Annotated in this window: 18 protein-coding genes; 11 read left to right on the forward strand and 7 right to left on the reverse strand. The window is 60.4% G+C overall.

Annotated elements, in window-relative coordinates:
• Window positions 1-2 precede the first annotated feature (2 nt).
• From urtD to ACSQ8V_RS28045, 5 genes are all read right to left on the reverse strand, one after another.
• On the reverse strand, window positions 3-740 hold the full coding sequence (gene urtD / locus ACSQ8V_RS28025) for an urea ABC transporter ATP-binding protein UrtD (RefSeq protein ID WP_436184798.1): 738 nt from the start codon (window positions 738-740) through the stop codon (window positions 3-5).
• Window positions 737-1,900 carry an urea ABC transporter permease subunit UrtC gene (urtC, locus tag ACSQ8V_RS28030; protein WP_436207862.1) on the reverse strand — a complete coding sequence of 388 codons (1,164 nt, stop codon included), beginning with the start codon at window positions 1,898-1,900 and terminating at the stop codon, window positions 737-739. The genes urtD and urtC overlap by 4 nt, the downstream gene beginning before the upstream one ends.
• A 430-nt stretch (window positions 1,901-2,330) precedes the next feature.
• Window positions 2,331-2,939: an ANTAR domain-containing response regulator gene (locus tag ACSQ8V_RS28035; RefSeq protein WP_436207863.1), complete on the reverse strand. Its 609-nt coding sequence runs from the start codon at window positions 2,937-2,939 to the stop codon at window positions 2,331-2,333.
• 734 nt (window positions 2,940-3,673) lie between these two features.
• A complete protein-coding gene (locus tag ACSQ8V_RS28040) occupies window positions 3,674-4,669 on the reverse strand; it encodes a PDR/VanB family oxidoreductase (RefSeq protein WP_436207864.1) in 996 nt (331 codons plus the stop codon).
• A gap of 78 nt (window positions 4,670-4,747) precedes the next feature.
• Complete coding sequence (locus tag ACSQ8V_RS28045) at window positions 4,748-6,289, reverse strand: Rieske 2Fe-2S domain-containing protein (RefSeq protein ID WP_436207865.1); 1,542 nt, start codon at window positions 6,287-6,289, stop codon at window positions 4,748-4,750.
• Window positions 6,290-6,542: 253 nt separating this feature from the next.
• On the opposite strand from ACSQ8V_RS28045, the gene ACSQ8V_RS28050 reads away from it, so the two are divergent.
• Window positions 6,543-7,235, forward strand: a complete 693-nt coding sequence (locus tag ACSQ8V_RS28050; RefSeq protein ID WP_436207866.1) for a GntR family transcriptional regulator — start codon at window positions 6,543-6,545, stop codon at window positions 7,233-7,235.
• 10 nt (window positions 7,236-7,245) lie between these two features.
• Here the strand turns inward: ACSQ8V_RS28050 and ACSQ8V_RS28055 are convergent, their stop codons facing one another.
• The gene (locus ACSQ8V_RS28055) at window positions 7,246-8,607 is read right to left on the reverse strand and encodes an MFS transporter (protein ID WP_213764204.1); all 1,362 of its coding nucleotides are present in this window, start codon (window positions 8,605-8,607) and stop codon (window positions 7,246-7,248) included.
• A 119-nt stretch (window positions 8,608-8,726) separates the two neighbouring features.
• Complete coding sequence (locus tag ACSQ8V_RS28060; protein WP_436207867.1) at window positions 8,727-9,578, reverse strand: class II aldolase/adducin family protein; 852 nt, start codon at window positions 9,576-9,578, stop codon at window positions 8,727-8,729.
• Between the two features lie 147 nt (window positions 9,579-9,725).
• On the opposite strand from ACSQ8V_RS28060, the gene ACSQ8V_RS28065 reads away from it, so the two are divergent.
• The 10 genes from ACSQ8V_RS28065 (at window position 9,726) to ACSQ8V_RS28110 (ending at window position 23,022) form a co-directional block, all read left to right on the forward strand.
• Entirely contained in the window at window positions 9,726-10,643 is a 918-nt protein-coding gene (locus tag ACSQ8V_RS28065; RefSeq protein ID WP_436207868.1) for a LysR substrate-binding domain-containing protein, read from the forward strand.
• An 85-nt stretch (window positions 10,644-10,728) separates the two neighbouring features.
• Window positions 10,729-13,374, forward strand: a complete 2,646-nt coding sequence (acnA, locus tag ACSQ8V_RS28070) for an aconitate hydratase AcnA (RefSeq protein WP_436207869.1) — start codon at window positions 10,729-10,731, stop codon at window positions 13,372-13,374.
• Window positions 13,364-14,257 carry a GntR family transcriptional regulator gene (locus ACSQ8V_RS28075; RefSeq protein WP_436207870.1) on the forward strand — a complete coding sequence of 298 codons (894 nt, stop codon included), beginning with the start codon at window positions 13,364-13,366 and terminating at the stop codon, window positions 14,255-14,257. Before acnA ends, ACSQ8V_RS28075 begins: the two co-directional genes overlap by 11 nt.
• Window positions 14,258-14,294: 37 nt before the next feature.
• Window positions 14,295-15,029, forward strand: a complete 735-nt coding sequence (locus ACSQ8V_RS28080) for an ABC transporter substrate-binding protein (protein ID WP_436207871.1) — start codon at window positions 14,295-14,297, stop codon at window positions 15,027-15,029.
• Window positions 15,030-15,616: 587 nt separating this feature from the next.
• A complete protein-coding gene (locus ACSQ8V_RS28085; protein WP_436207872.1) occupies window positions 15,617-17,248 on the forward strand; it encodes an ABC transporter substrate-binding protein in 1,632 nt (543 codons plus the stop codon).
• A gap of 8 nt (window positions 17,249-17,256) precedes the next feature.
• A complete protein-coding gene (locus ACSQ8V_RS28090; RefSeq protein WP_213764210.1) occupies window positions 17,257-18,198 on the forward strand; it encodes an ABC transporter permease in 942 nt (313 codons plus the stop codon).
• Between the two features lie 7 nt (window positions 18,199-18,205).
• Window positions 18,206-19,039 carry an ABC transporter permease gene (locus tag ACSQ8V_RS28095; RefSeq protein ID WP_165104702.1) on the forward strand — a complete coding sequence of 278 codons (834 nt, stop codon included), beginning with the start codon at window positions 18,206-18,208 and terminating at the stop codon, window positions 19,037-19,039.
• Window positions 19,039-20,850, forward strand: a complete 1,812-nt coding sequence (locus tag ACSQ8V_RS28100) for a dipeptide ABC transporter ATP-binding protein (protein WP_436207873.1) — start codon at window positions 19,039-19,041, stop codon at window positions 20,848-20,850. The genes ACSQ8V_RS28095 and ACSQ8V_RS28100 overlap by 1 nt, the downstream gene beginning before the upstream one ends.
• The gene (locus ACSQ8V_RS28105; protein WP_213764212.1) at window positions 20,847-21,764 is read left to right on the forward strand and encodes a LysR substrate-binding domain-containing protein; all 918 of its coding nucleotides are present in this window, start codon (window positions 20,847-20,849) and stop codon (window positions 21,762-21,764) included. The genes ACSQ8V_RS28100 and ACSQ8V_RS28105 overlap by 4 nt, the downstream gene beginning before the upstream one ends.
• Before the next feature lie 142 nt (window positions 21,765-21,906).
• Window positions 21,907-23,022 (forward strand): succinylglutamate desuccinylase/aspartoacylase family protein, encoded by a 1,116-nt coding sequence (locus tag ACSQ8V_RS28110; RefSeq protein WP_436207874.1) that lies wholly within the window; start codon window positions 21,907-21,909, stop codon window positions 23,020-23,022.
• Window positions 23,023-23,024: the final 2 nt, after the last annotated feature.

The following is a 23,024-nucleotide window of genomic DNA, read 5'->3' on the forward strand; positions in this document are numbered from 1 at the left end:
GGTCAGTGTCCCAAGTAAACTTCAATGACCCGCGGGTCGTTCTGAACCTCTTCCATCCTGCCTTCCGCGAGCTTCTTGCCCTGGTGCAGCACCGTGACCTTATGGGCGACCGATTTCACGAATTCCATGTCGTGTTCGATCACGACCACCGAGCGGCCCTCGGCAATCTTGCGCAGGAGCACGCCCGTGAGTTCGCGTTCCTTCGCGCTCATGCCCGCAACGGGTTCGTCCAGCAGCAATAGTTCGGGATCCTGCATTAGAAGCATGCCGATCTCCAGCCACTGCTTCTGCCCGTGCGACAGCAAGGCGGCCTTGCGATCGAGTTGATCGTCGAGAAAAATCATCGCCGCGATGCGATCGATTTCGTCACGGACCTCTTCGGTCCGGTTAAAGAAGAGACAGCCGATGACATCGCGTTTCTTCGGATAAGAGATCTCGAGATTCTCCGCGACGGTAAGGTCCTCATAGACCATCGGGTTCTGGAATTTCCGGCCCACCCCCGCGCGCGTGATCTGGTACTCCAGCATCTTTTCGAGGTACAGCCCTTTGAACTCGATTCTGCCGCTGGTTGGCTTCGTCTTGCCGCAGATCATGTCCAGCAACGTGGTCTTGCCAGCGCCGTTCGGTCCGATCACCACGTGCAGTTCGTTCTCTTCCACGTAGAAATTGAGGCCATCCACGGCCTTGAAGCCATCGAAGGAGACAGTAAGGTCTTCCACCGCCAGGATCATCGGCCTCATTGCGCGCCTCCATGATTTTTATCCTGACGGATCTGCTCGCGGTCGCGTAACCAGTCGATGATCCCGGCCAGTCCCTTCGGCAGGAACATCGGCACGAAGATAAACAGCGCGCCGATGAAATACACCCAGAACCCCACAAAATTTTCAGACAGGAAGCTCTTCGCCGCACCCACGATGACGGTACCGTACACCGCGCCGACGAGCGACAGCCGGCCGCCGACCGCCGCATAGATCACCATTTCGATGGACGGCACGATCCCGCAGACGGACGGCGAGGCAAAGCCGACCTGCAGCGTGAACATCGCGCCGCCGACCGCGGAGAACAGCGCGGCAACCGCAAAAATAAAGCCCTTGAAGAGCGCGGGATCGTAGCCCGAGAAGCGGATGCGGTCTTCTCTGTCGCGAATGGCGATCAACACCTTGCCCAGCCGGCTCCTGAGAATGAAGCGGCCCGCAAGCACCGCGCACAGCAGCAGCACACAGGTGACGTAGTACATGATCAGCGTCGCCGTGTTGCTCTGGACGCTGTACCCCATGAAGGTCGGCAGATTGGTGATACCGTTGACGCCGCCCGTATACCCCTGCTGGCCGATGATCACGATCGACATGATCGACGCCAGCGCCAGCGTGACGATCGAGAAATACACGCCGCCCACGCGCTTCCTGAAATTGGCATAACCCAGCACGAATGCGATGACCGTCGGGATGATCAGGATCGCCGGGAGTGCGAACCATCCGTGCTCGAACGGGGCCCACCACCATGGCAGCTTGTCGATGCTGTTCCACGTCATGAAATCGGGCACGGGTGGACCGCTGCCCCCGAACACGGCGGCCGCCGGATCGTTCGAACTCGCCTCGAGCTTCATGTACATCGCCATCATGTAGCTGCCGAGCCCGAAGAAGATACCCTGGCCAAGACTGAGAATGCCGCCATAACCCCAGGTCAGGACGAGTCCGACGGCACAGAATGCGAAGCTCAGATATTTCGCGAAGAGGCCCAGACGGAACGCGCCCGTCAGCGCCGGGATTGCAATCAGCAACAGCAGCGCCAGGATCAGGACCGAATACTTGTCCAGCAAGAGCGCGCCGCGCCAGCCTGCAGGCGGTGCCACTGCGTTCGTTGCGTCCCCGCGTGTCGAAGAGAGAGGAAGATCTTTCATGTTTCTGCGTTGCCTCGATTTCAGTGTGTCCGGTGGACCGGAAGTCAAAGCGCCAAAGCTTGCGTACGCCTCTGTATTGCGCTTTGATCGCCTGCGGACGCGGAAAAAAAAGCCCGACAGCCAGGGCTAACCTGGCTGTCGGGCTTTTTGGCCGATGTCACCCGAGACGCCTTTGTCTCGGGTGACGGAATGGATGTGAACCCACGGGTGAAACCGCCACCGGTGCGCTCGGCGCGAGGGGACTATCGGCGGACCGACCGTACACTCACGCGCTTTTTGTTTTGCAAGAGCCGTGCCATCGGCAATCGGCAGTGCTGGCCGGGGTCATCGCTGGAAACGGGTGAAGCGGGATCACCAAGCTGGGGTTTATGCGCACATTAGTCGTGCGCCCTACGCTTCATTCTGCACAAAGAAGGAAAGTCGATACACATCAGAAATGCAAACTCTCATGCGCCTTGATGATGATTTCCGCGGTCGCTTCGAGTGACTGCCGCTGCTCCATCGCGCGCGAACGCAACAGCTCATAGGCGTCCGGTTCAGTCAGCTTGCGTGAGCTCATCAGGATCGATTTGGCGCGCTGGATTTGACGCTGGTCGGCGAATTTTTCCGCGACGCGTTGCGCATAGCGCTCGAGCGCCAGGCGGTTTTTATGCTGATGAAGCGAGACGGCGATCGCAGTCAGTACGCCAAACGAGCGCACCGGCGAAGGCACCGTGCAATAAGCATTCAATTGCATGACCACGTCGATGAAAATCGGATTCTCGTAGCTGACGACCGGGATCACGGGTGGTGCATCCGGGCCCTCGAGCCACGCCGGCTTGCACGCCAGCGCCTCTGGGCGCACCGCTATGAAGACAATATTGGTCTCCGCCGGAAGCATCGCCGGTGCGGGCCAGAAACGGCACACGCGGCAGCCGATACGGCGTAGCTGCGCCAGCAACTCCTCGCCGTCCTGGTCGAGCGGATGGATAGCCACGACCTTCAGCGAGCGAATATCGCGAAGGCCCTGAGGCGTGTTCGGCAAAGGATGGCGTTTCATCGCTGCACCTCCTGACGGTTTTCGTCTCGCGCATTGAAGACGAACAACTGCGTCGACCAGTCTCTTGCGAGTGACAATGTTTTCATCTGCGTTCGGCCCGCAGGGAAGGTTCGGTATGAAGTGATCCGGCGATCGGCCGATGCACCTTGGTGAAGCGCGGCGGCGTTGCCGGAGCCCGGTCGCGCCAACGGGCGAAAGCTGTGCCACCGCCCTCGTCCGCTTTTCGCGGCGACTCATACGCGCCGCTAAATCGGGAGAGCCAGGAGGCTGGCACAGCGCTTGATGCTGGCCAATATACTGGCGCCATCCGCCTATATAAGCGGAATGTCAGGCACTGACAACCGGCGGACAGGCTTGCGCTCTTGCGTTCACCCTCCGGCTGTTGGCAACTCCCTGCTCGCCTGGATTCGCCGAACCTTCGCTGACGCGTAGTATGCACACGACGTTATTGTCATGCAATATTAATTCCTGCGGTGAAACCTCGCAATTACGCCGCAGCGCTTGCCGGTCTTGCGATGTTGATAATAATAAGGCCGCCCCGGTCGGCGCCCGCGGAGAACACACCGGTGGCGATGGAAAGCCAGGAATAGGCGTTTCGGTTCTGTCGCAGTAAGGAAGGCGGGCGTGCATAAGCAATTTATAACGTTATTTTCGCCCGCACCGCGAGATGGGATTCGAGTTCCCGTATTCTGGGGTTAGCGTTCGGGCTGGTGCCGCCGTGCTTGCATCCCGTCCTAAAGATCCAGCACGAGTTCGCGGCTTGACGCCCTCGATACGCATGTAGTCAGATACTCCTGCTTCTCGTCGTCGCCGAGAATGCAGTCGTTGTGCTCGACCTCGCCCGATAAATATCGCACCTTGCATGTGCCGCACAATCCGGCCCGGCACGAAGTTTCAATCGCTACGCCCGCCTCTTCCAACGCATCGGCAATGCTCTGGTCGCCTGACACCGGTATCTGCTGGCCCGTGCTGGCAATCTTCACAATGAACTCGCCCACAGCCGCCGCCACGGTTTCGCTCACGGCCCGTTCGGGCGCCTTGAAATGTTCAAAGTGAACCGTTCCGGGCGTCCAGTGCCCGGTCGCCGCAGCGCACGCTTTCATAAAGCCACCGGGACCGCAGTAATAGACGTGCACGCCGGGCGCGGTCTCGTTCAACAAGCGCTTTAAATCCAGTCCCTTTGAAGGATCACCGTTATCGAAATGAAATTGCAGCTTGCCGCTTGCATGCATGGGTGCAAGTTCGGCCGCGAATGCCGTACAGCTTTCATCCTTCGCGCAGTAGTGCATTTCATAGTCGATGCCCACTTCTTCCAGCCGATGCGCCATCGATTTCAACGGCGTCACGCCAATACCGCCGGCCAGCAGAATGACCTTGCTGGCATCGGCGGCGAGTTCGAAGTTATTGCGCGGATAGCTCATGCGCACCTTGTCCTGCACGCGCAATCTGTCGTGCAACGCTTTCGAGCCGCCTCGCCCCGCTTCGTCGCGCAAAACCGCAATCACATAGCGATGACGCTCGTTGGGTGAATTGCTCAACGAGTATTGACGGACGAAGCCATCGTTCAAGTGGATATCGATGTGCGCGCCCGCGGTGAACGCGGGTAACGCTTCGCCTGATGGATCGACGAACTCATATGAGTTGATGCCCCTGCCTTCGAAGCGGATCTGGCGCACCATCAACTTAAGGATGCGAGCGTCCGCCGGTTTATCTGAACTTGCCATTACCATTTCCTTGCACGACCTGGCCCGCAGGTCTTTATAAGGGCCGGGCAACTCGCGTTGCCCGGCCTCTTTAGCAAAACCCGTTCAACCCTTGACCGACGCCTCGAGCGCATCGAACTTTTCTCGCACAAACGCGGCCCGCTCTTCGCCCTTCAGCGTCTCGCTGTCCGTCAGGATCGCGACGATACGCTTCGTCACAGTGCGGCGATTCGCCACCTCCTGTTCGACGGTCTCGCCTTCGGGAATATCGAACACATTGCCCGAGCAATAACTATTCGGCGCGCCCGCGTTGGCACGGAACCATTCAGCAAAGTTATCCGCCGACGCGGCCGGGTTCGTACCCCGTACCGCATCACGCAGCATCTTGCGGAACAGGAACAAGCCGGCGTCGAACTTCGTCGGATTCTCCAGCGCATGCACGGCGATCGGCCGCTGGCTGATGATGGCTTCGTAATCGCCGGGCGCGTACTGAGCGTCCTTGTAGTTCTCGCGCTCGCGATGGTTCGGCGGAATGGGCGGCAAGTCCTCCAGCTTGTATTTGCCGAAGCGCTCAGGACGACGCATTGCAACTTGCCCTTCAAGGAAGTCGATCGACTCGTAGCCGACCAGCGATTTATCGCAGATGCCGCGCGTATCAATGCCCGGCCCCATCACGCGCCAGCCGATCATCTTGCTGTTTTCATCGTCGACAGGAACGGTCCAGCGAATGATGTGGAAGCGGCTGAACAGCTTCTTCGCGGAACCATCTTCCGACGTATAGGCATGCAGGCTGAGATTAGGCAGGACCTGATGCTGGACGCGCACGAACAGCCTGTCTTTATCGACCCGGCGTGCCCCCGCGCAGGCAAGACTGCGGCCTTGCTGCACCGGCACGAAATGCATGTCGGGCGCGACTTCCATGGACTTCGCGCCGACTTCATCGAACGTCGTGCCCTGATACTTGCCGTTCACCACATTCTTGCCTGCGTGAAGCGCAGTCGGATGGTAGTTGTCCGCGGCATTGTCCTGGACCTGCAGCCAGTTGCAATGCTGGAAGTTGCTGTAGGCCACGAGTTCATCGCCGGGCGCGACGGTGAAGTCACCTTCCCATTCCGGGAACGGCGGCTCCTTGTCGGGCGGCCCCATGTACGCAAACACCAGGCCGTTGCGCTCGACAGCCTTGTACGCGCCCTGCTGGATCGAGCACGCATATTTCTCGGCTTCCTTTTCTTCACCATTCGGAAACGGTACGTGAAGACAGGTGCCGTCCACGTCGAAGACCATGCCGTGATAGCAGCACTTGATGCCGTGCTCCTGGATCGCACCATATTCCAGCGACGCCCCGCGATGCACGCAATGCGCATGCAGCACGCCCACGCGACCGCTGCCGTCGCGAAACGCGACCAGCTCTTCGCACAGGATCTTCAGGAAGCGCGGGGTATCGGTGAGTTCGATCGACATGCAGACGGGATGCCAGAACGCCCGCATATATTCACCCATCGGCGTGCCGGGGCCTGTCTCGGTCAACTCCGGATCGTGGCCCGGAACCTTGCTGGTGTAATAGCCGCCAAACGGCACCAGCTTCTTCTGTACCACACCGCCACCTGCACTTTTCTGACCTTCTGCTTTGTCTGACTTGATGTTCATGGGGATCCTCTGCTGGGTTTATCCAATCGTGCCGAGGCGGGTTGTGGTCCGTCTCGCTTGTCTTCGTTCTCTTCATGCTTTAAATTCTGAACTCCGAACTCTGTATACAAAGATACAATTCGCAATGCCGCCCTGTCTCTACAGGTAAACGCTTGGTGCCCTTGGTTTCCGCTATCCAGTCAATCCGTTTGACGCTGTCCGGCACCAGCCTGTAACCTGTTGAACTCAGTATCCAAACTTATCGAGAGCCATCATGGTCGCCAAACTTCTGAAGCTTCAGGCACGTACCGACTATGTCGATGAAGTCTATAAAGTGCTGCTCGACGCCATCAGCGAAGGATCGCTCGCACCGGGAACCCGCATCACGCAGGAAGAAATTGCCGAGCAGCTTGCCGTGTCCCGGTCGCCCGTCTTGCAGGCGCTGCGCCTGCTCAAGAAAGACGGGCTCGTGCAGGACGCGCCGGGGCGCGGACTTCTTGTCACCCCGCTCGATCCCATCTGGATCGCCCATCTCTATGAAATCCGCGGCGCGCTCGATTCCCTCGCCGCGGGTCTTGCGGCGCAACGCGGCGCGAGACTCGATAAAGCGCTGATTACGCAAGGCCGCCGCGCGTCCAAGGGCGACGACGTGAAAGCCATGATCGATACAGACTGGGCTTTTCATTCCGCCATCTACCTCGCATCGGGCAACCCGTTGATTGCGGAAACTGCCCATCTTCACTGGGTTCATCTGCGACGTGTGATGGGCGCCGTGCTGCAATCGTCGGCTCAACGCAAATCCATCTGGGATGAACACGCGGCGATTGCCGAGGCTATCGCCGGAGGCGACGCGCACCGTGCCTCGGAACTCACCGACCTCCACACCAGCCGCGCTCGCGAAAACCTGGTACGACGGCTGGGTGAAGTGTTGGGCGAAGAACTCGAGGACGCGGCGCACTTGCGTTGAACAACCCGTTTTAAGCCCGTGTCTGCGCGCCACTTTCGATCACGTGTTCCATGTTCTTCAACGCTTCGCGCTTGCGGCTGTTCACGAGTTTGGCGGGCACCGTGAACACGAGCGCGCTGCCAATGATCAAGCTCACTGCGAGCCCCAACACGCCGTTTCCTGTCGATCCCGTCGCGGTCTGGATCAACCCGATCACATAGGGGCTGACCACACCCGAGATGCTGCCTACCGAGTTGGCAACAGCCAGCCCGGCCGCTGCGGCCGCACCGCCTAAAATGGCTGGCGGCAGAACCCAGAACTGGGAGATCGTGGTCATCACACCCATCGTGCCGACGGTCAGTGCAATCATTGCAATCGGCGTGGAATGCGCATAAGAGACGCTGAAATACAGCCCCAACGCTCCCACAATACCCGGCAACGCAAGGTGCCAGCGGCGCTCGCCGCGAGCATCCGAACTGTGGCTGACGAGCAGCATGGTGACGGCCGCCGCGGCATAGGGAATGGCACTCAGCAGGCCGATGTCCAGCGGATCGGCCACGCCACTCGCCTTGATCAGCGTAGGTAGCCAGAAGCTCACGCCGTAGAGGCCCATCGTGAAGAAGAAATAGATCAGGCTGAGCAGCAAGACCTTCGGATGCAGCAGACCATCCTTCACGGAATGCAGCACGTGCGCCGAACGTTCCTCAATCAATGCGCTTTCAAGGAAGGCTCGCTGTGGTACGGAGAGCCACTTGGCATCGCTGACTTTGTCGTCGAGATAAACCAGCGCGATCAGCCCGAGAATCGCCGTCGGAATGCCTTCGAGCACGAACAGCCATTGCCATCCGGCAAGCCCATGCGCGCCGCCCATGTGGTTCATGATCCAGCCGGACAGCGGACCGCCGACTACTCCCGACATGGGGATACCGGTCATGAACAACGCCGTCACCTTGCTGCGTCGTGACGAGGGGAACCAGTACGTGAGATAGAACAGGATTGCCGGAATGAAACCCGCTTCCGCCACGCCGAGCAGGAAGCGCACGATGTAGAAACTCGTTGGCGTGGTGACGAACATCATGCCGGCAGAGATGATGCCCCACGTGATCATGATCCGCGCGATCCAGCGCCGGGCGCCCACTTTCAACAACAGCAAGTTGCTGGGCACTTCGAACAACAGGTAGCCGACGAAGAACACGCCCGCGCCTGCGCCATAGACGGCATCGCTGAAATTGAGGTCCTTGAGCATTTGCAGCTTGGCAAACGCCACGTTGATGCGGTCCAGATAAGCGCACAAATAACATAGGAACAGGAACGGTAATAGTCGCCACGTAATCCTGGAAAACGTGGACGCTTCGTCGCGTTTGCTGAATGCGGCCGGACTAGCTGGATTCATGTCTTGTCTCCTGGGGACGGATAAAAGCGGGACGCCAGCCCTCTCTTGACGGTGGCTGTGTCGTCCCTGCTAAAGCGATACGGGCTGCGTGAACTACGTTTCAAGCATGGCGCGATCGATCAGTCGAACATGTCGGGCTGTTTGGCAATGAGGTCATTCCAGATCGTCTGGAAATGCAGCCAGCCGATGTATTCGCTACCCACATGCTCGCGGCTATAGCGGGCGCGTTCCGGCGTGACGAGCCTCGGCGCAACGCCGGTTGCGTCGATCAACAATTGCTGCTGGCAGCACCGTTCCAGCGCAATAAACCAGAACGCGGCGGACTCTATGCTGTGACGGCTCGCCGTCAGCAACCCGTGATTCTGGTGAATGGCCGCTTTCACGCCCTTGAACGCATTCGCGACTTTGTGGCCCGCCTTCACTTCGACCGCGACCTGGCCGGCTTCGTCGCCGATCACCACGTGGTCTTCGAAAAATGCAGCGGCATCCTGCGTAATCGGCTCGAGCTTTTTGCCGAGCGCCGCGAACGCGGTGCCATATACCGTGTGCGCATGGCACATCGCCACAATGTCCTGATGCATTTCGTGAACGGCTGCGTGCAACACGAAACCCGCCCGATTGATCGCATGATTGCCTTCGACCACACGGCCTTCGTGATCCGCGCAAATCAGGTTCGACACTTTCACTTGCGAGAAGTGAATCGCCATCGGATTCGTCCAGTACAAGCCGGGGTCTTCGGGATCGCGCACGGTCAGGTGACCGGCAAAGCCATAATCGAAGCCCTGTTGCGCGAACGCCCTGCACGCTCCGACCAGGCGTTCCTTCAAGTGCTGCCGTTGCGCCGCCGCGTTCGCGAACGTGGGCAACTCCGGGAAGATCAGCTCTTCCTGCTCCGGCTGATAGATCGATACCTTGCCGTCCTTCACCAGCTTTTCCGGCGCGTCGGGACGCGCTTCCATGACAACTGCCATTTGTTTATCTCCTGTAGAACAAGTGGGATTGTTTTCAGGGCTTAATGGTCGTCCGCGTGACCCTCATTGACAAACGATGACTGTTCATAGAAAGATGAACAGGATTCATGCATTGACGAAAAACATTCCAACGGAGACGGCACGCGCATGCGACGGATACCGAATTTCGTGCTGCTGCGCGCTTTCGAAGCGGCTGCGCGACTTGAAAGCTTCACGCTGGCAGCGGAGGAATTGCATCTGTCGCAGTCCGCGATCAGTCATCAGGTCAAGGAACTGGAGACGTATTTCGGCTTGCCTTTATTTCATCGACGCAACCGGCGCGTTGAAACCACGGCCGAAGGCAGAAGGCTTTTCGACAGCCTCGGGCGCGTATTCGATGTAATCGAGGCCGCGTGCAGCGAAGTCGCTTTATCGCCCCAGGCACAGGTATTGGCCGTTCATTGCGCACCGAGTCTTGCGGTGAAATGGCTCGGTCCACGCCTGCCTAAATTCATGCAGGCACATCCCGACATCACGATCCGGCTTTCATCGGGCGCGGAGCCGATCGACCTTACGCGCGTGCATGAAGTCGACATTGCCATCTCTTACGGCATGGCGGTCGAGCGTCCCGGTCTGCATGTGTATCCGCTCGGTGCGGAGCGGATCGTGCCAATGTGCTCACCCGGCATGTTGCGCGAAGGGGTTTCTCTCGAGCAACAGATTGTCGACTTCACGCTGATCGATTCGCAACTCAGCAGAGTGACCTGGCGAGACTGGTTCACGCTGAACGGACTGGCGTTCCCGAACAAGCCTCGCCCTTCGTTTGATCGCGGAGCACTGGCCATATCGGCCGCGGTCGACGGCATGGGTATCGCGCTGGAAACCACGCGTCTCGCCGAACGGGAATTCGCGCGCGGGGAACTGATCGAGTTCGGCGAAGGACACTTCAAACCCTTCCTGCGCGAGACGCATTTCCTGTCGTACCGGACGAACGAACGCAACCTCGACAAGGTCAAGTTGTTCAGGCTCTGGCTCGCCGACATAGCGGGAATGACTGCGCAGTGGCAAGCCGATACCGCGTTGTAAGCAACTCTCGCCACGAATGTGGTTTCATTCCGCGCCCTCATTCCTGATATTGCATTTCTAAATATAAAAATGCAAAATAGGGCGCATGGAAAACACCCGCAGTTTTATCTCTGATGCGCGGTTGGCGGCCGGTAACGCGTCTCTTCGTTTTGTCGACCTGCCGGGCATATTCGGGGAAACGCTCTACCGGCTACCCGTCGTACTGCGCCTGCTGCTCGAGAACGTGATTCGAAATATGAGTGGCGATGAGCGTCGGCTTGCGGTCGAGGGCATCGTCAACTGGCTGGAAAGTGGCACGAGCGAAGTTGAGATCGCTTTCCAGCCTGATCGCGTGCTGATGCACGACACGACCAGTACACCGGCGCTGGTCGATATCGCCGCCATGCGCGACGCGCTGGCCGAAGCCGGGGCAGACCCGGGCGCGCTCAACCCCGTTCTTCCGGTCGACGCCTCGGTCGATCACTCCCTGGCAGTCGAGTATTTCGCCCGGCCTGACGCCGCGCCAATGAATCTGCAACAGGAACTTCGCCGCAACGCGGAGCGCTACCGCTTCCTGCGCTGGGCATCTCGGGCATTGAGCGGAGTGCGCATCCATCCCCCCGGCACCGGGATCATGCACACCATCAACCTCGAGCAACTGGCGACCGTCGTATCGGTCCAGGAACGCGACGGTGAGTCTTGGGCTGTCCCAGACACGCTGATCGGTACGGACAGCCACACGCCCATGATTAACGGCATTGGCGTGCTTGGTTGGGGCGTGGGCGGCCTCGAAGCGCAGACCGTGATGTTCGGCATGCCGGTCATGCAGCGCATTCCGGACGTGGTGGGTGTGCGCCTGACGGGTGCGCTCAAGCCTGGGGCGCTTGCTACCGACCTGGCGCTGACGGTGACGCAACGGCTGCGGGAGATTGGCGTTGCCGGCGAATTCGTCGAGTTCTTTGGGCCGGGCGTCGCCACGCTGACGGCCGGCGAACGCTCGGTCGTGGCGAACATGGCGCCGGAATACGGCGCTTCCACGGGCTTTTTCCCCGTCGATCAATCCACGCTCGATTACTTGCGCATGACCAATCGCAGCGCGGCTGCAATCGAGCTCGTCGAAGTGTTCACCAAGCGGGCGGGCCTGTGGTTCGATCCTGCCGCCCAGCCGGTTTTCACGCGCACCATCGAGATCGACCTGAACGCGATCGGCATGCATGTCGCCGGTCCGCGGCGCCCCCAGGATCTGCTCGATTTCTCTGCCACATCGGCGGCACTCGAAACGTTAGCGTTCGTGCCTGAGGCCAATGTGCCCGGCATGCCGAAGCACTCTGTCGCAATCGCTGCCATCACGAGTTGCACGAACACGTCGGACCCGGCCTTGCTCATCGCTGCCGGGCTCGTGGCCCGCAAAGCGCGCGCGCTGGGCCTAAAGGTGCCGGGCTGGATCAAGACCTCGCTTGGGCCCGGCTCGCCCGCAGCGGCGTTGTATCTGGAGCGCGCCGGGCTGATTGACGATCTGTCGGCACTGGGTTTCGATATCGTAGGTTACGGCTGCACCACGTGCATCGGCAACTCGGGCCAGCTCACCGAACCCGTGAAAGCCGCGCTTGCCGCCAAGGCAATTTATCCGGTCGCCATGTTGTCCGGGAACCGGAATTTCCCCGGCCGCATTCATCCCGATCTGGATATCGGCTTCATCATGTCGCCGCCGCTGGTCGTTGCATTTGCGCTGTCGGGCGACGCGCAAGCTGATCTCAGCCGCGACCCTCTGCAGACCACACCGGACGGCACACCAGTCTTCCTGAGCGATCTATGGCCTACGCGAGAAGAGATCGCGACGCTGCTTGAACAGGCGGCGGAACCGGCCGACTATCCGCGCGCGTTCGCGATCGCCAGCGCGAATCCCGCGTGGCATGGCATTGATGCTCCCACCACCGCGCAGTTCCCGTGGGATCCGCAATCGAACGCGCTAAGGCGTCCGCCGTTCGCAGCCGTGACCGAAGGCACGCAGTTGGGAACGTACAGCGCCTACCCATTGCTCGTCCTCGGCGACGACATCACGACCGACCATATCTCGCCTGCCAGCGCCATCCCGAAGGACAGCTTCGTTGCGGACTTCCTCGTTGTCCGTGGCGATGACCGCGACGACCTGAACGTCTTCGCGTCGCGTCGCGGCAACTGGGAAGTCATGATCCGCGCGGCGTTCTATAACAAGTCGCTGGTCAACCTCCTGCAACCCGGCGCGCCGGTCGCCCATACGCTGCACGTTCCGAGCGGCGACATCAAGCCGATTCACGAAGTCGCCGCGCGGTATCGAGCACAAGGCGATGCGGTCGTGCTCATCGCAGGCGAACGATACGGCACGGGTTCTTCCCGCGACTGGGCGGCAAAAGGCCAGCGCCTGCTTGGAATTCGCGCCGTGCTGGCGGCAAGCTTTGAACGGATTCACCGGTCGAACCTGATCGGCATGGGCATCTTGCCGCTTCGATGGCCGGCGGGTATCAACCCCGCCACGCTGAACATCCAGCCCGGCGACAAGGTGGAAGTGACCGCGCCGCCCGATACCCTCGCGCCGCGTTGCAGGGTCGATGTAAAGATCGTGCGCGCGGATGCAAGCGTCGAATCATTCGTCGTCACGGCTGCAGTCGAAACGCAACTGGAAGTCACATTACTGCGCTGTGGCGGCGTCATTCCGCTTATCTTGCAGAAGACCCTGGCGGCTCAAAGCGAAAAAGAGAAGCATGAACGATAGATCGATAGCCGCGCAAATCGTCGAGTGGATCAGGACCGAAGAGATGAAAGTGGGCAGTCATCTGCCCGCGCAGAAGATAGCGGACCTTCTTCGGCTGTCCCGCTCGCCGGTCAACGAAGCCCTCTCGCTGCTGCATGAAAAGGGCGTGCTGAGCCGCGAGCGCAATCGCGGATTTTTCGTGGCAGACCTTGCGATTGAATGGGTGACGGAAACCGCCGGCGCGACCGGTTTGAGTGACCCGGACGCGGTCACGAACGCGTATTTCCGCATAGCCGATGACCGCCTGAAAAGTGCGTTGCCCGACGAGGTGTCGGAGCAAATGCTGAAGACCCGTTACGGCCTCACGGCGACGCAGCTCACGGCCGTTCTGGGACGCATCGCGCAGGAAGGCTGGGCCGAGCGCAAACCGGGATATGGATGGCAATTCTCGACCATGCTGACGACGCCCGACAGCTTGATGAAATCGTACCGCTTGCGTCTGGCGCTCGAACCGGCGGCGCTTCTTGAGCCCGGTTACCGGCTGGAGCCCAAAGTGCTTGAGCGCTGCCGCGCGGCGGAACGGCATCTGCTCGACGGCGGTATCGAGACGGACACAGCGGATCAGTTGCACGATCGCGGCGTCCGCTTTCACGAATCGCTGGTCGAGGCGTCCGGCAACGCGTTTTTTATCGACACGATCAAGCGCGTGAACCGCGTACGCCGACTGCTTTCATATAGATCGATGCAGCACCGCGGGCGGTACAAGAAACATTGCAAGCAGCATCTGCATATCCTGGCGCTGCTTGAGAAGGAACGTAACGAAGAAGCCTCCGAGGCGCTGCGCGAACATCTTCAACACACGCTCGACGCACTTTCGTGCATCGGCGACATTCTCAAACCCTAGGTTCGGTTTACGCCAACCTTCCATTGCTCAAGACTCCATGACAACCGACTCATCCGTGCTGTCCGCTTTCGCTCCCACCGGCACGCTGCGCGCGTCCATCAACCTGGGCAATCCGATTCTCGCCAACAAGGATGCCGTCACCGGCGAGCCGGCCGGTGTTTCTATCGACCTGGCGAGGGAACTCGGCAAGCGGCTGGGTCTATCCGTGGATCTCGTGGTCTTCGATACCGCCGGAAAATCGGTTGAAGCAGTCAGCGACGAACGCGCGGATATCGGGTTCTTTGCAATCGATCCGGCGCGAGGAGCAAGCGTTGCGTTCACTGCGCCGTATGTGCTGATCGAAGGCTTTTATATGGTCCGCAGCGACTCAGCAATACAGCACAACAGCGAGGTCGATAGCGCCAATACGCGCGTCGCGGTCGGTAAAGGCAGCGCTTATGATCTGTTTCTATCGCGGGAACTGAAGCACGCACAGATCGTTCGCGCGCCTTCGTCGCCCACCGTGGTGAAGGCGTTTCTCGAACAGGATCTGGAGGTCGCAGCAGGCGTAAAACAACAGCTCGAAAGCGATGCCGCCAGAACGCCGGGCCTTCGATTGCTCGATCAACGCTTCATGGTGATCCAGCAAGCAATGGGGTTGCCGAAGAGCCGTGGTAATGCCGCGGCTGACTATCTCCGGCGTTTCGTGGAAGAGATGAAAGTCTCGGGCTTCGTTGCGGACTCGTTGCAGCGGCACAAGATCAACGGTGCATCGGTGGCACCGGCGTCCTGATCACGTGCGTGTGGCTGTCCACGCATCAACGCGGCCAAGCACGCGAAGATACAGCGATTCAATCACGCGCATGCACCTCCCAACAAAGCCACGGCCGAACGCGCCCAACGCGACAAGTTTTCCTTTCACGGAATATCATGGTTTCAGTTGAAGATTAAAAAATGAGTGAATTATTTAATCTGGTTTCCTAACTTATTATTCAATATCCTTCCCGGCCGAGCACGGCATCTGATGGGGGCAGATTGAGATAAAACAGGGGTGCGGTCTCAGGATAAACCGGACATCAAACACGCATTAAGCAATGCCGCAATCCTAGGTCGAAAAAATTTCGAAAGGAAGAACACTTCTGACGATCATGATCTGCATGCCCGATATCCTGTTTTCCCTTGCTGCACAGCCACTTCGACCCAGCGTCAGGCCACATCAATAAACGCGCGTCTAGTGCTGTTTTCCCGGGCGATCCGAATATCGGCCGCCGATCGGCAGGACTGCTCTTCCCAACGCGAATATGAGCTTCTACGATCGCTTCCTATCCATTCATCGCATGGTTGTAGCGTTGTGCAATCCCCTTCCCGAAGGACTTTTTGATGGCAATTCCCGCGTCTCCCACCCCTCGCCAGCTTGTAGCGCGCCGCGTGGGAAATCGTTGGGCTTCGTCCATGAAGCGCGCAGCAATGACGGGGGCGCTGGCAGTCCTGGCGGCCCTGCCCGCCAGCGGATGGGCACAGCCAAGCGCCGCTGCCCCGGCGTTTCCTGAAATCCGTTTTGCCATCAACACCGACACCACGACGTCCATGCCGGGCAACGTGTTACGCAATACATTTACGGACGAAATCCTCGCTAACGTGGTTGAGTCGCTGGTGGCGCTCAAGGGCGACTTGTCGGTGGCGCCCATGCTTGCTGACAGTTGGGACATTTCGCCGGACGGAAAACAATACACGTTTCACTTGCGTCACGGCGTGCTGTTCCACAACGGCACGCCGTTCACCTCCGCCGATGTCAAATGGAGCTACGAGTACTTCATGAAGCCGCAGTCCGGCTACGTCTGCCGCGGCAACTATGACGGACACCGGGGTCCGAAGGTGCTGGCCGTGACCACACCCGATCCGCATACCGTAGTGTTCGAACTGGACCGGCCGTCCGCACTCTTTCTCACTCACATGACGGAACCGCGCTGCCCGCTCGCCATCCTGAGTCCTGCAAGCCTCGACAAGAACGGCGCGTGGCTGAAGCCGGTGGGAACCGGCCCGTTCGTATTCAGCGAGTGGAAACAAGGGCAGTACGTCCTGCTGAAACCGTTCGCGCAATACCAGTCACGCACTGAGCCGCCAAGCGGACTGGCAGGCGCGCGTCATGCGCGGGCGAACGTGCGCTTCGTGGCGATTCCGGACGAGGCGGCGCAAGTCTCCGCGCTCATGTCCGGACAGATCGACGAGATGAACATATCGGAGAACAACCTGCCGCCCGCCGATCCTCACTGGCATGTGATCGTAGGACCGGGAGCCGATCCCGCCGCATTGCTGATGCAAACACACGACCCCTTGCTTGCCGATGTCCGCATCCGGCGCGCAATCGCGCTTGCTGTCGATCTGCCGGGCGTGGTGAACGCGGTCAGCGGCGGCCTGGCGCGCTACAACTCATCGCTGACCCCGGATGCCGAAGCGTTCTATACCTCCGGCGACGCAGTGGGATATAAACAGGACCTGCCCGAGGTCAAGCGTCTGCTCGCGGCAGCCGGTTATGCGGGCCAGACGCTGACGCTCGAAACCAATCGCCGTTATCCGCACATGTACTCGGCCGCGGTGTATATGCAGTCACTGCTCTCGCAAGCGGGGATCAACGTGAAGTTGCTGGTAGTCGAATGGGGCACCCAGGTGAACGACTTCCGCTCGGGGCATTTCCAGTTGATGTCGTTTGGTTACTCGACGCGCATCGAGCCTGCGCTGATGTATGGCGATGTACTTGGCGACAAGTCCAGGAATCCCATGGTGCAATGGGAGAACCCCAAGGCGCGCGCGCTGCTGCGCAGTATCGACGGCGTGACCGACCGCACCGCCCGAAAGCGGGTCTTCGAACAGTTGCACCAGATGATGATGGACGACGTGCCCATGATCGTGCTGTACGACTCACCCGACCTGACACTTGTGAGCGACCGGTTGCAGGGGGTCACGACCTGGCCTCTGCGCCTGAAGCGTTTTTCCAACGTGACGAAGAACTAGGCAAGCCGATGCTCAGCTACATCATCAAGCGACTATCGATGGCGGTCCCGACAGTCTTCATCGTGACCCTGCTCGTATTCGGCATGATCCGCGCCATTCCCGGCGACCCGGCTTCGCTCATGCTCGGCGACCTCAACGACCCGGTGCTGCTGCAGCAAATGCGCCATTCGTTTGGTCTCGATCAGTCCATCCCCGCGCAATTCGCGATCTGGGTTTCGCATCTGCTCTCGGGCGACTTCGGTATGTCGATCGTCCGGCATCAGCCTGTGCTGGAACTGATCCGCGAAACCTTTCCGGTGACCGCCGAGATCGTGCTTGCGGCTACTTTCCTCGCGTGTCTGATCGCGATTCCCGCCGGCTTGTTCGCTGCCTGGATGCAAAACCGCCGTGGCGATCTCGCGGTGGTCATGGGCAGCATCATGCTGGTATCCATACCGAGTTTCTGGGCCGGCATCATGCTCATCTGGTTGTTCGGCGTGAAGCTGCACCTGCTGCCTACCTTCGGCTACCAGTCGTTTTCGCAAGCAGGCTGGGGATCGTTCAAATACCTCGTGCTGCCGGTCATAGCGGTCACGCTGGGAGAAATCGCGGTCGTGACACGCATGATGCGGGCAAGCAGCATCGAGGTCCTGCGGCTGGAATATATCGCTCACGCACGCGCCAAAGGTTTGTCGGAACGGCGCGTGCTGTTGCGCCATACGCTACCTAACGCGTTCGGCCCCACGCTCACCGTGATCGGTCTTGTGCTCGGCCATCTGCTCGCGGGAGGCGCCGTGATCGAGACGGTATTCACGCTGCCGGGCATGGGCCGCCTGCTCGTGGAAAGCATTTATTCGCGCGATTATCCTGTCGTGCAGGGATGCCTTCTTGTGATCGCGCTGCTGTATGTGCTGACCAATCTTGTGGTCGACCTGCTGTATCCGATCTTCGATCCACGCCTCAAGCTCTGACTCGCCCATGCCCTCCTCTCCCAAGCGCGCCCGGCGCGCCAACCTCGTGATCGGAGCCGTACTCGTCGGCCTTCTGCTGCTCATCGCGGTGGTCAATCTCGTCTATACGCCCTACGGTCCCCTCGACGTGAACATTCATGCGCGTTACGCGCCGCCTTCGCTGCATCACTGGTTCGGCACCGACGAATTCGGCCGTGACATCCTGTCCCGGATCATGTCGGGCGCTGGCGTCAGCACTACCGTCAGCGTCTGCTCCGTGCTGTTCGCGCTGCTCGCCGGAACATCGATAGGCGCCGTCTGCGGTTACGCGGGCGGATGGTTCGACCGGCTGGCAGCCATGTTGATCGATGCACTGATGGCGTTCCCTGGCTTACTGCTCGCGCTTGGCATCATGACGGTCGTCGGGCCGTCGAAATGGGGCGTGGTGGTCGCGCTCGGCCTGGCTTATACGCCGTCAGTCAGCCGCATTGCGCGCGGCGCGGCGCTGTCTTTGCGCCAGCGTGACTTCGTGGTCGCGTCGCGAACCATGGGCAATAGCGGCGCATGGACCCTTCTTCGCCATGTCCTGCCGCATTGCGTGGCGCCGTTGCTGGTGTTTTCCACTTCACTGTTCGGCTCGGCCCTGCTTGCCGAAAGCGCGCTCAGTTTTCTCGGACTCGGCGTACCCGCGCCCGAACCGACCTGGGGCGGCATGCTTGCCGACGGCCGCACGGCTATCGATCAGGCGATCTGGGTCGTGCTATTTCCGGGTGCGGCTATCTCGCTTGCCTTGTTCGGCATCAATCTGTTCGGCGATGGCGTGCGCGATCTGCTCGACCCGCGCATGAAGGGGGGAATGTGATGACGGCTCCTGTTCAACACCCACTGCTGACGGTGAGCAACCTGACCATCGGTTTCCCCGACAAAACAGGCGTGATCAAACAGGTCACGCACGACGTGAGCTTCACGTTGAACGCAGGCGAGTCGCTTGCACTCGTGGGCGAGTCCGGCAGCGGCAAGACCATGGTCGGCCGCGCGTTGCTCGGCTTGTTGCCCGAACGTGCGGAGATCGTCTCGGGGACCATCCGCTTCGAGGGGCATGACGTCCTCGGCAATACGCCGGCGCAATGGCTGGCTACGCGCGGCACAGGCATTGGCATGGTGTTTCAGGAGCCCATGGTCTCGCTCAACCCGGCCATCCGCATTGGCGACCAGTTGACGGAAGCGCTCATGCGGCGGCGTTCCATCGCGCGCGACGCGGCCCGTTTGCAGGCTATCGCCATGCTCGAACGGGTTCGCGTGCGGGATCCGGTTGGCTGCATGAAACGATATCCGCACGAGTTTTCCGGCGGCATGCGGCAACGCATCCTGCTCGCCGCGGTCATGTTGCTGCGCCCCAAGCTTCTCATCGCGGACGAGCCGACGACAGCCCTCGATTGCGTGGTGCAGAAAGAAGTGCTCGACCTGATGATCGAACTCACGCGCGAGGAAGGCACCGCGCTGATCTTCATCAGCCACAATCTTGCGTTGGTAACGGCTTATACGGAACAAGTGCTCGTGATGCAACGCGGGGCCGTCATGGAAACCGGCGCGGTGGCGACGGTACTGGCACGGCCCTCGCATGAATACACGCTGAAGCTGCTCGAAGCGCTGCCAAGGCGAGCCGATACCGAGGACGCGTTGAGCGCACCAAGCTCATCCGCACCGCCGGTCATCGAAGTGAAGGACGTGGCGATCGATTACCGGGTGCCGGGCTTGTGGTTCAGGAAGATTCTCGCGCGGGCCGTGCATCCGACATCGTTCAGCGTGCAGGCGGGTGAGACAGTGGCGATCGTCGGTGAATCGGGCAGCGGGAAAACCAGTATCGCCAAGGCGATCCTCGGGCTTGCGCCCACCGCGCAAGGGCAGATCCTGCTCAACGGCCTGCCGTTTCTCAACGCCGGACATGACGCCATGCAAGCCGCGCGCCGCTCGGTCCAGATGGTGTTCCAGGATCCCTACTCCTCGCTCGATCCACGCATGCGGGTCGACGCGCTCATTAGCGAGGCGCTACGCCTCGACAAGACCCTGAGCCGCGCGCAACGCGCCCAGCGGGTCGCGGACGCGCTGGATGACGTGGGCCTGGGTGAATTCGCCAATCGCCTCGTCCATCAGCTCTCCGGCGGCCAGCGCCAGCGTGTGGCGATTGCACGCGCGTTGGCGAGCAGACCTGCCGTGATCATCGCGGACGAGCCGGTGTCCGCACTCGATGTCACCGTGCAGAAGCAGATCCTCGACATGCTCGTTTCGCTGCAGCAGCGCTACCGGTTTGCGTGCCTGCTGATATCGCATGATCTCGGCGTGGTCGAGCAGATTGCCGACCGCGTGCTGGTGATGTTCCGGGGCCATATTGTTGAAGAGGGAACGCGCGATGCCGTCTTCGATAACCCGGTGCACCCCTACACCCGCAGACTCCTGCAAGCCGTGCCCGAGCTGCGAGGCAATCGCGATGATGGCTTCAAGGTCATCACGCGCACGGTCCCTGACGACATCGATCCGTCCCGCAGGTATTTCAACGCCGAATTGACGGGCCGCGACATGCCTGTGCTGGTCGACGTCGCAGCGCCTGCGCTCAGGTCCACACCAACTTTTGTGGATCACCGCATCGCGCTTGAAGCAGTGCATTCGTCATGACGCTGATCCAGCTTCGGGCATTTTGCTCGGTCGTCGAACAAGGCAGTTTTCGTGCGGCAGCAAGAGCGCTCGACATTGCGCAAAGCACGCTGACCCAAGCCATCCAAAGCCTCGAAGCGGAGCTGGGCGTCATTCTGCTGAACCGGTCGCACCAAGGCATCAGCCTGACCGCTCTGGGTGAAAATTTCCTGGTCCGCGCCAATGCGATCATCCGCGATTGTGAGCGTGCCACGCAGGACATGAGGCCTTTGACCGAAGAACCGCAGGGACACATCGCACTCGGCGTGACCTCCGAGCCGCTTGCGGAATTCCTGCTGCCGGTACTCAAGCGTTTCATCGAACGGTTTCCGCGCGTGCGGGTGCATGTGTCCAGCGGCTACGCGAAGATGCTGATCGAAAAAATCCGCGATGGCGCGCTCGACTTCGCGCTGTGTCCGCTTGCACCCCATGTAAGCGATGTCGATCTCAGCATCGAGCGCATGTACCGGTCGGACGCGGGCGTGATTGCGCGCAAGGGTCATCCGCAAGCGCATGTCACCACGGTGCGTGAGCTGGTGGAATGCGACTGGGTCAGTATCCGGCCTGCGGGCATTGCCGGTGGTGCGGAAAACCGTCTGATCAGTCTCTTCAAGGCGGAAGCGCTTGGGGTCCCACGAATCGTCTTCACGGCGGAGTCGTTGCTGGAAACGCTGCACATTGTTTCCGAAACCGACTGCCTGACCATCGAGCCAGCGGTACTCTCGGAGTTCAAGCTGTTTTCACCGTCGCTCGTCACCATCCCGATTCGCGAAGCGTTCGATCCGCGTGACGTCTGCCTCATCAGCCGCCGCGCATCGCCATTGACCACGGTTGCGCATGAGCTTGTGAGCATGCTCTTGTCTTACTCGCGCCTTCTGCGGGGGACGAGCGCCTGATCGCGATGGCGAAACAAACCCGCAATCTGGTTCGTGCGGCGGGCGATCTGCCAGCCTGATCCCGATCGGTCAGACCGCCTTCTGCGCCGCGTGAACTCCCCGTAAGATGACCTTGCCGCCACTACGAGCCCTTTTTCTTCCCATGAACAGCACTTCCCATGCCTTGCCCCACGCGACTGCTGGCGCCGCGTACCATCTGACAAGTCAGCAGTTCGGGACGATTGGTAACAAGAAGGTATACATCCAGGCCGGCCTGCATGCCGATGAAACGCCGGGCGTGATGGTTGCACTCACGCTGCTCGAACAGTTGCGCCGCCTAGAAGACGACGGCAAGCTTCGGGGCGAAATCGTGCTGGTCTGCAACGCCAATCCGCTTGGACTGAGCCAGTGGTTGTTCGGCGCGCCCGTCGGCCGTTTCGAGTTCGCGAGCGGCCGCAACTACAACCGCGACTTCCCGATGCTCGCCGGCAAGATTGCGGCGACGCTCGAAGGCAGGCTCACGCAAGATGTGAACGAAAATCTCGTCATCATTCGTCAAGCCTGGAAAGCAGCGCTGACCGCGCAGCAACCGGCCACATTGTTCGACGGCTTGCAACGCCAGCTCATGCTGTTGGCGCACGACGCGGACGTGGTGCTGGACCTGCATTGCTCGCGCGAAGCCGCCATGCATATCTACACCGGTCAGGCGATCTGGACCGAGGCCGAACCGCTTGCGCGGTATCTCGGTGCGGTGGCATCGCTGCTGGCGTATGACTCCGGCGCCAACTCCTTCGATGAAGCGCAGAGCCTGACATGGTGGCAACTGAAGCAGCAATTCGGCGCCCACTATCCGATTCCGACCGGCACGGTGTCCGTCACGCTCGAGCATCGCGGGCAGCGTGATGTTTCGTATGAGATGGCGCGGCAGGATGCGCAGGCGATCATCGACTTCCTCACGCATCAGGGCTTCATAGACGGCATTGCGCCGCCCTTGCCCGAGCTTGCCGGCCCAGCAACCCCGCTTGCCGGCAGCGAACAGTTTCTCGCGCCCGTAAGCGGCATCCTCGTGCATCGCGCTCAGCTTGGCGACGTAATCGAGGTGGGCCAGCCACTCTTCGACGTGATCGACGCAAACACCGGCGAGACCACCACCGTCCACAGCAAAACCCGCGGCGTGTTCTACATGCGCCGCGACGTGCGTTTCGTGAAGCACGGCGATCCGCTTGGCCGCGTCACGGGTGCCACGCCTCAACGCACCGGCAAGCTGCTCGGCGCCTGACT

The organism is Caballeronia sp. LjRoot31 (assembly GCF_964253885.1).
Lineage (GTDB): Bacteria > Pseudomonadota > Gammaproteobacteria > Burkholderiales > Burkholderiaceae > Caballeronia.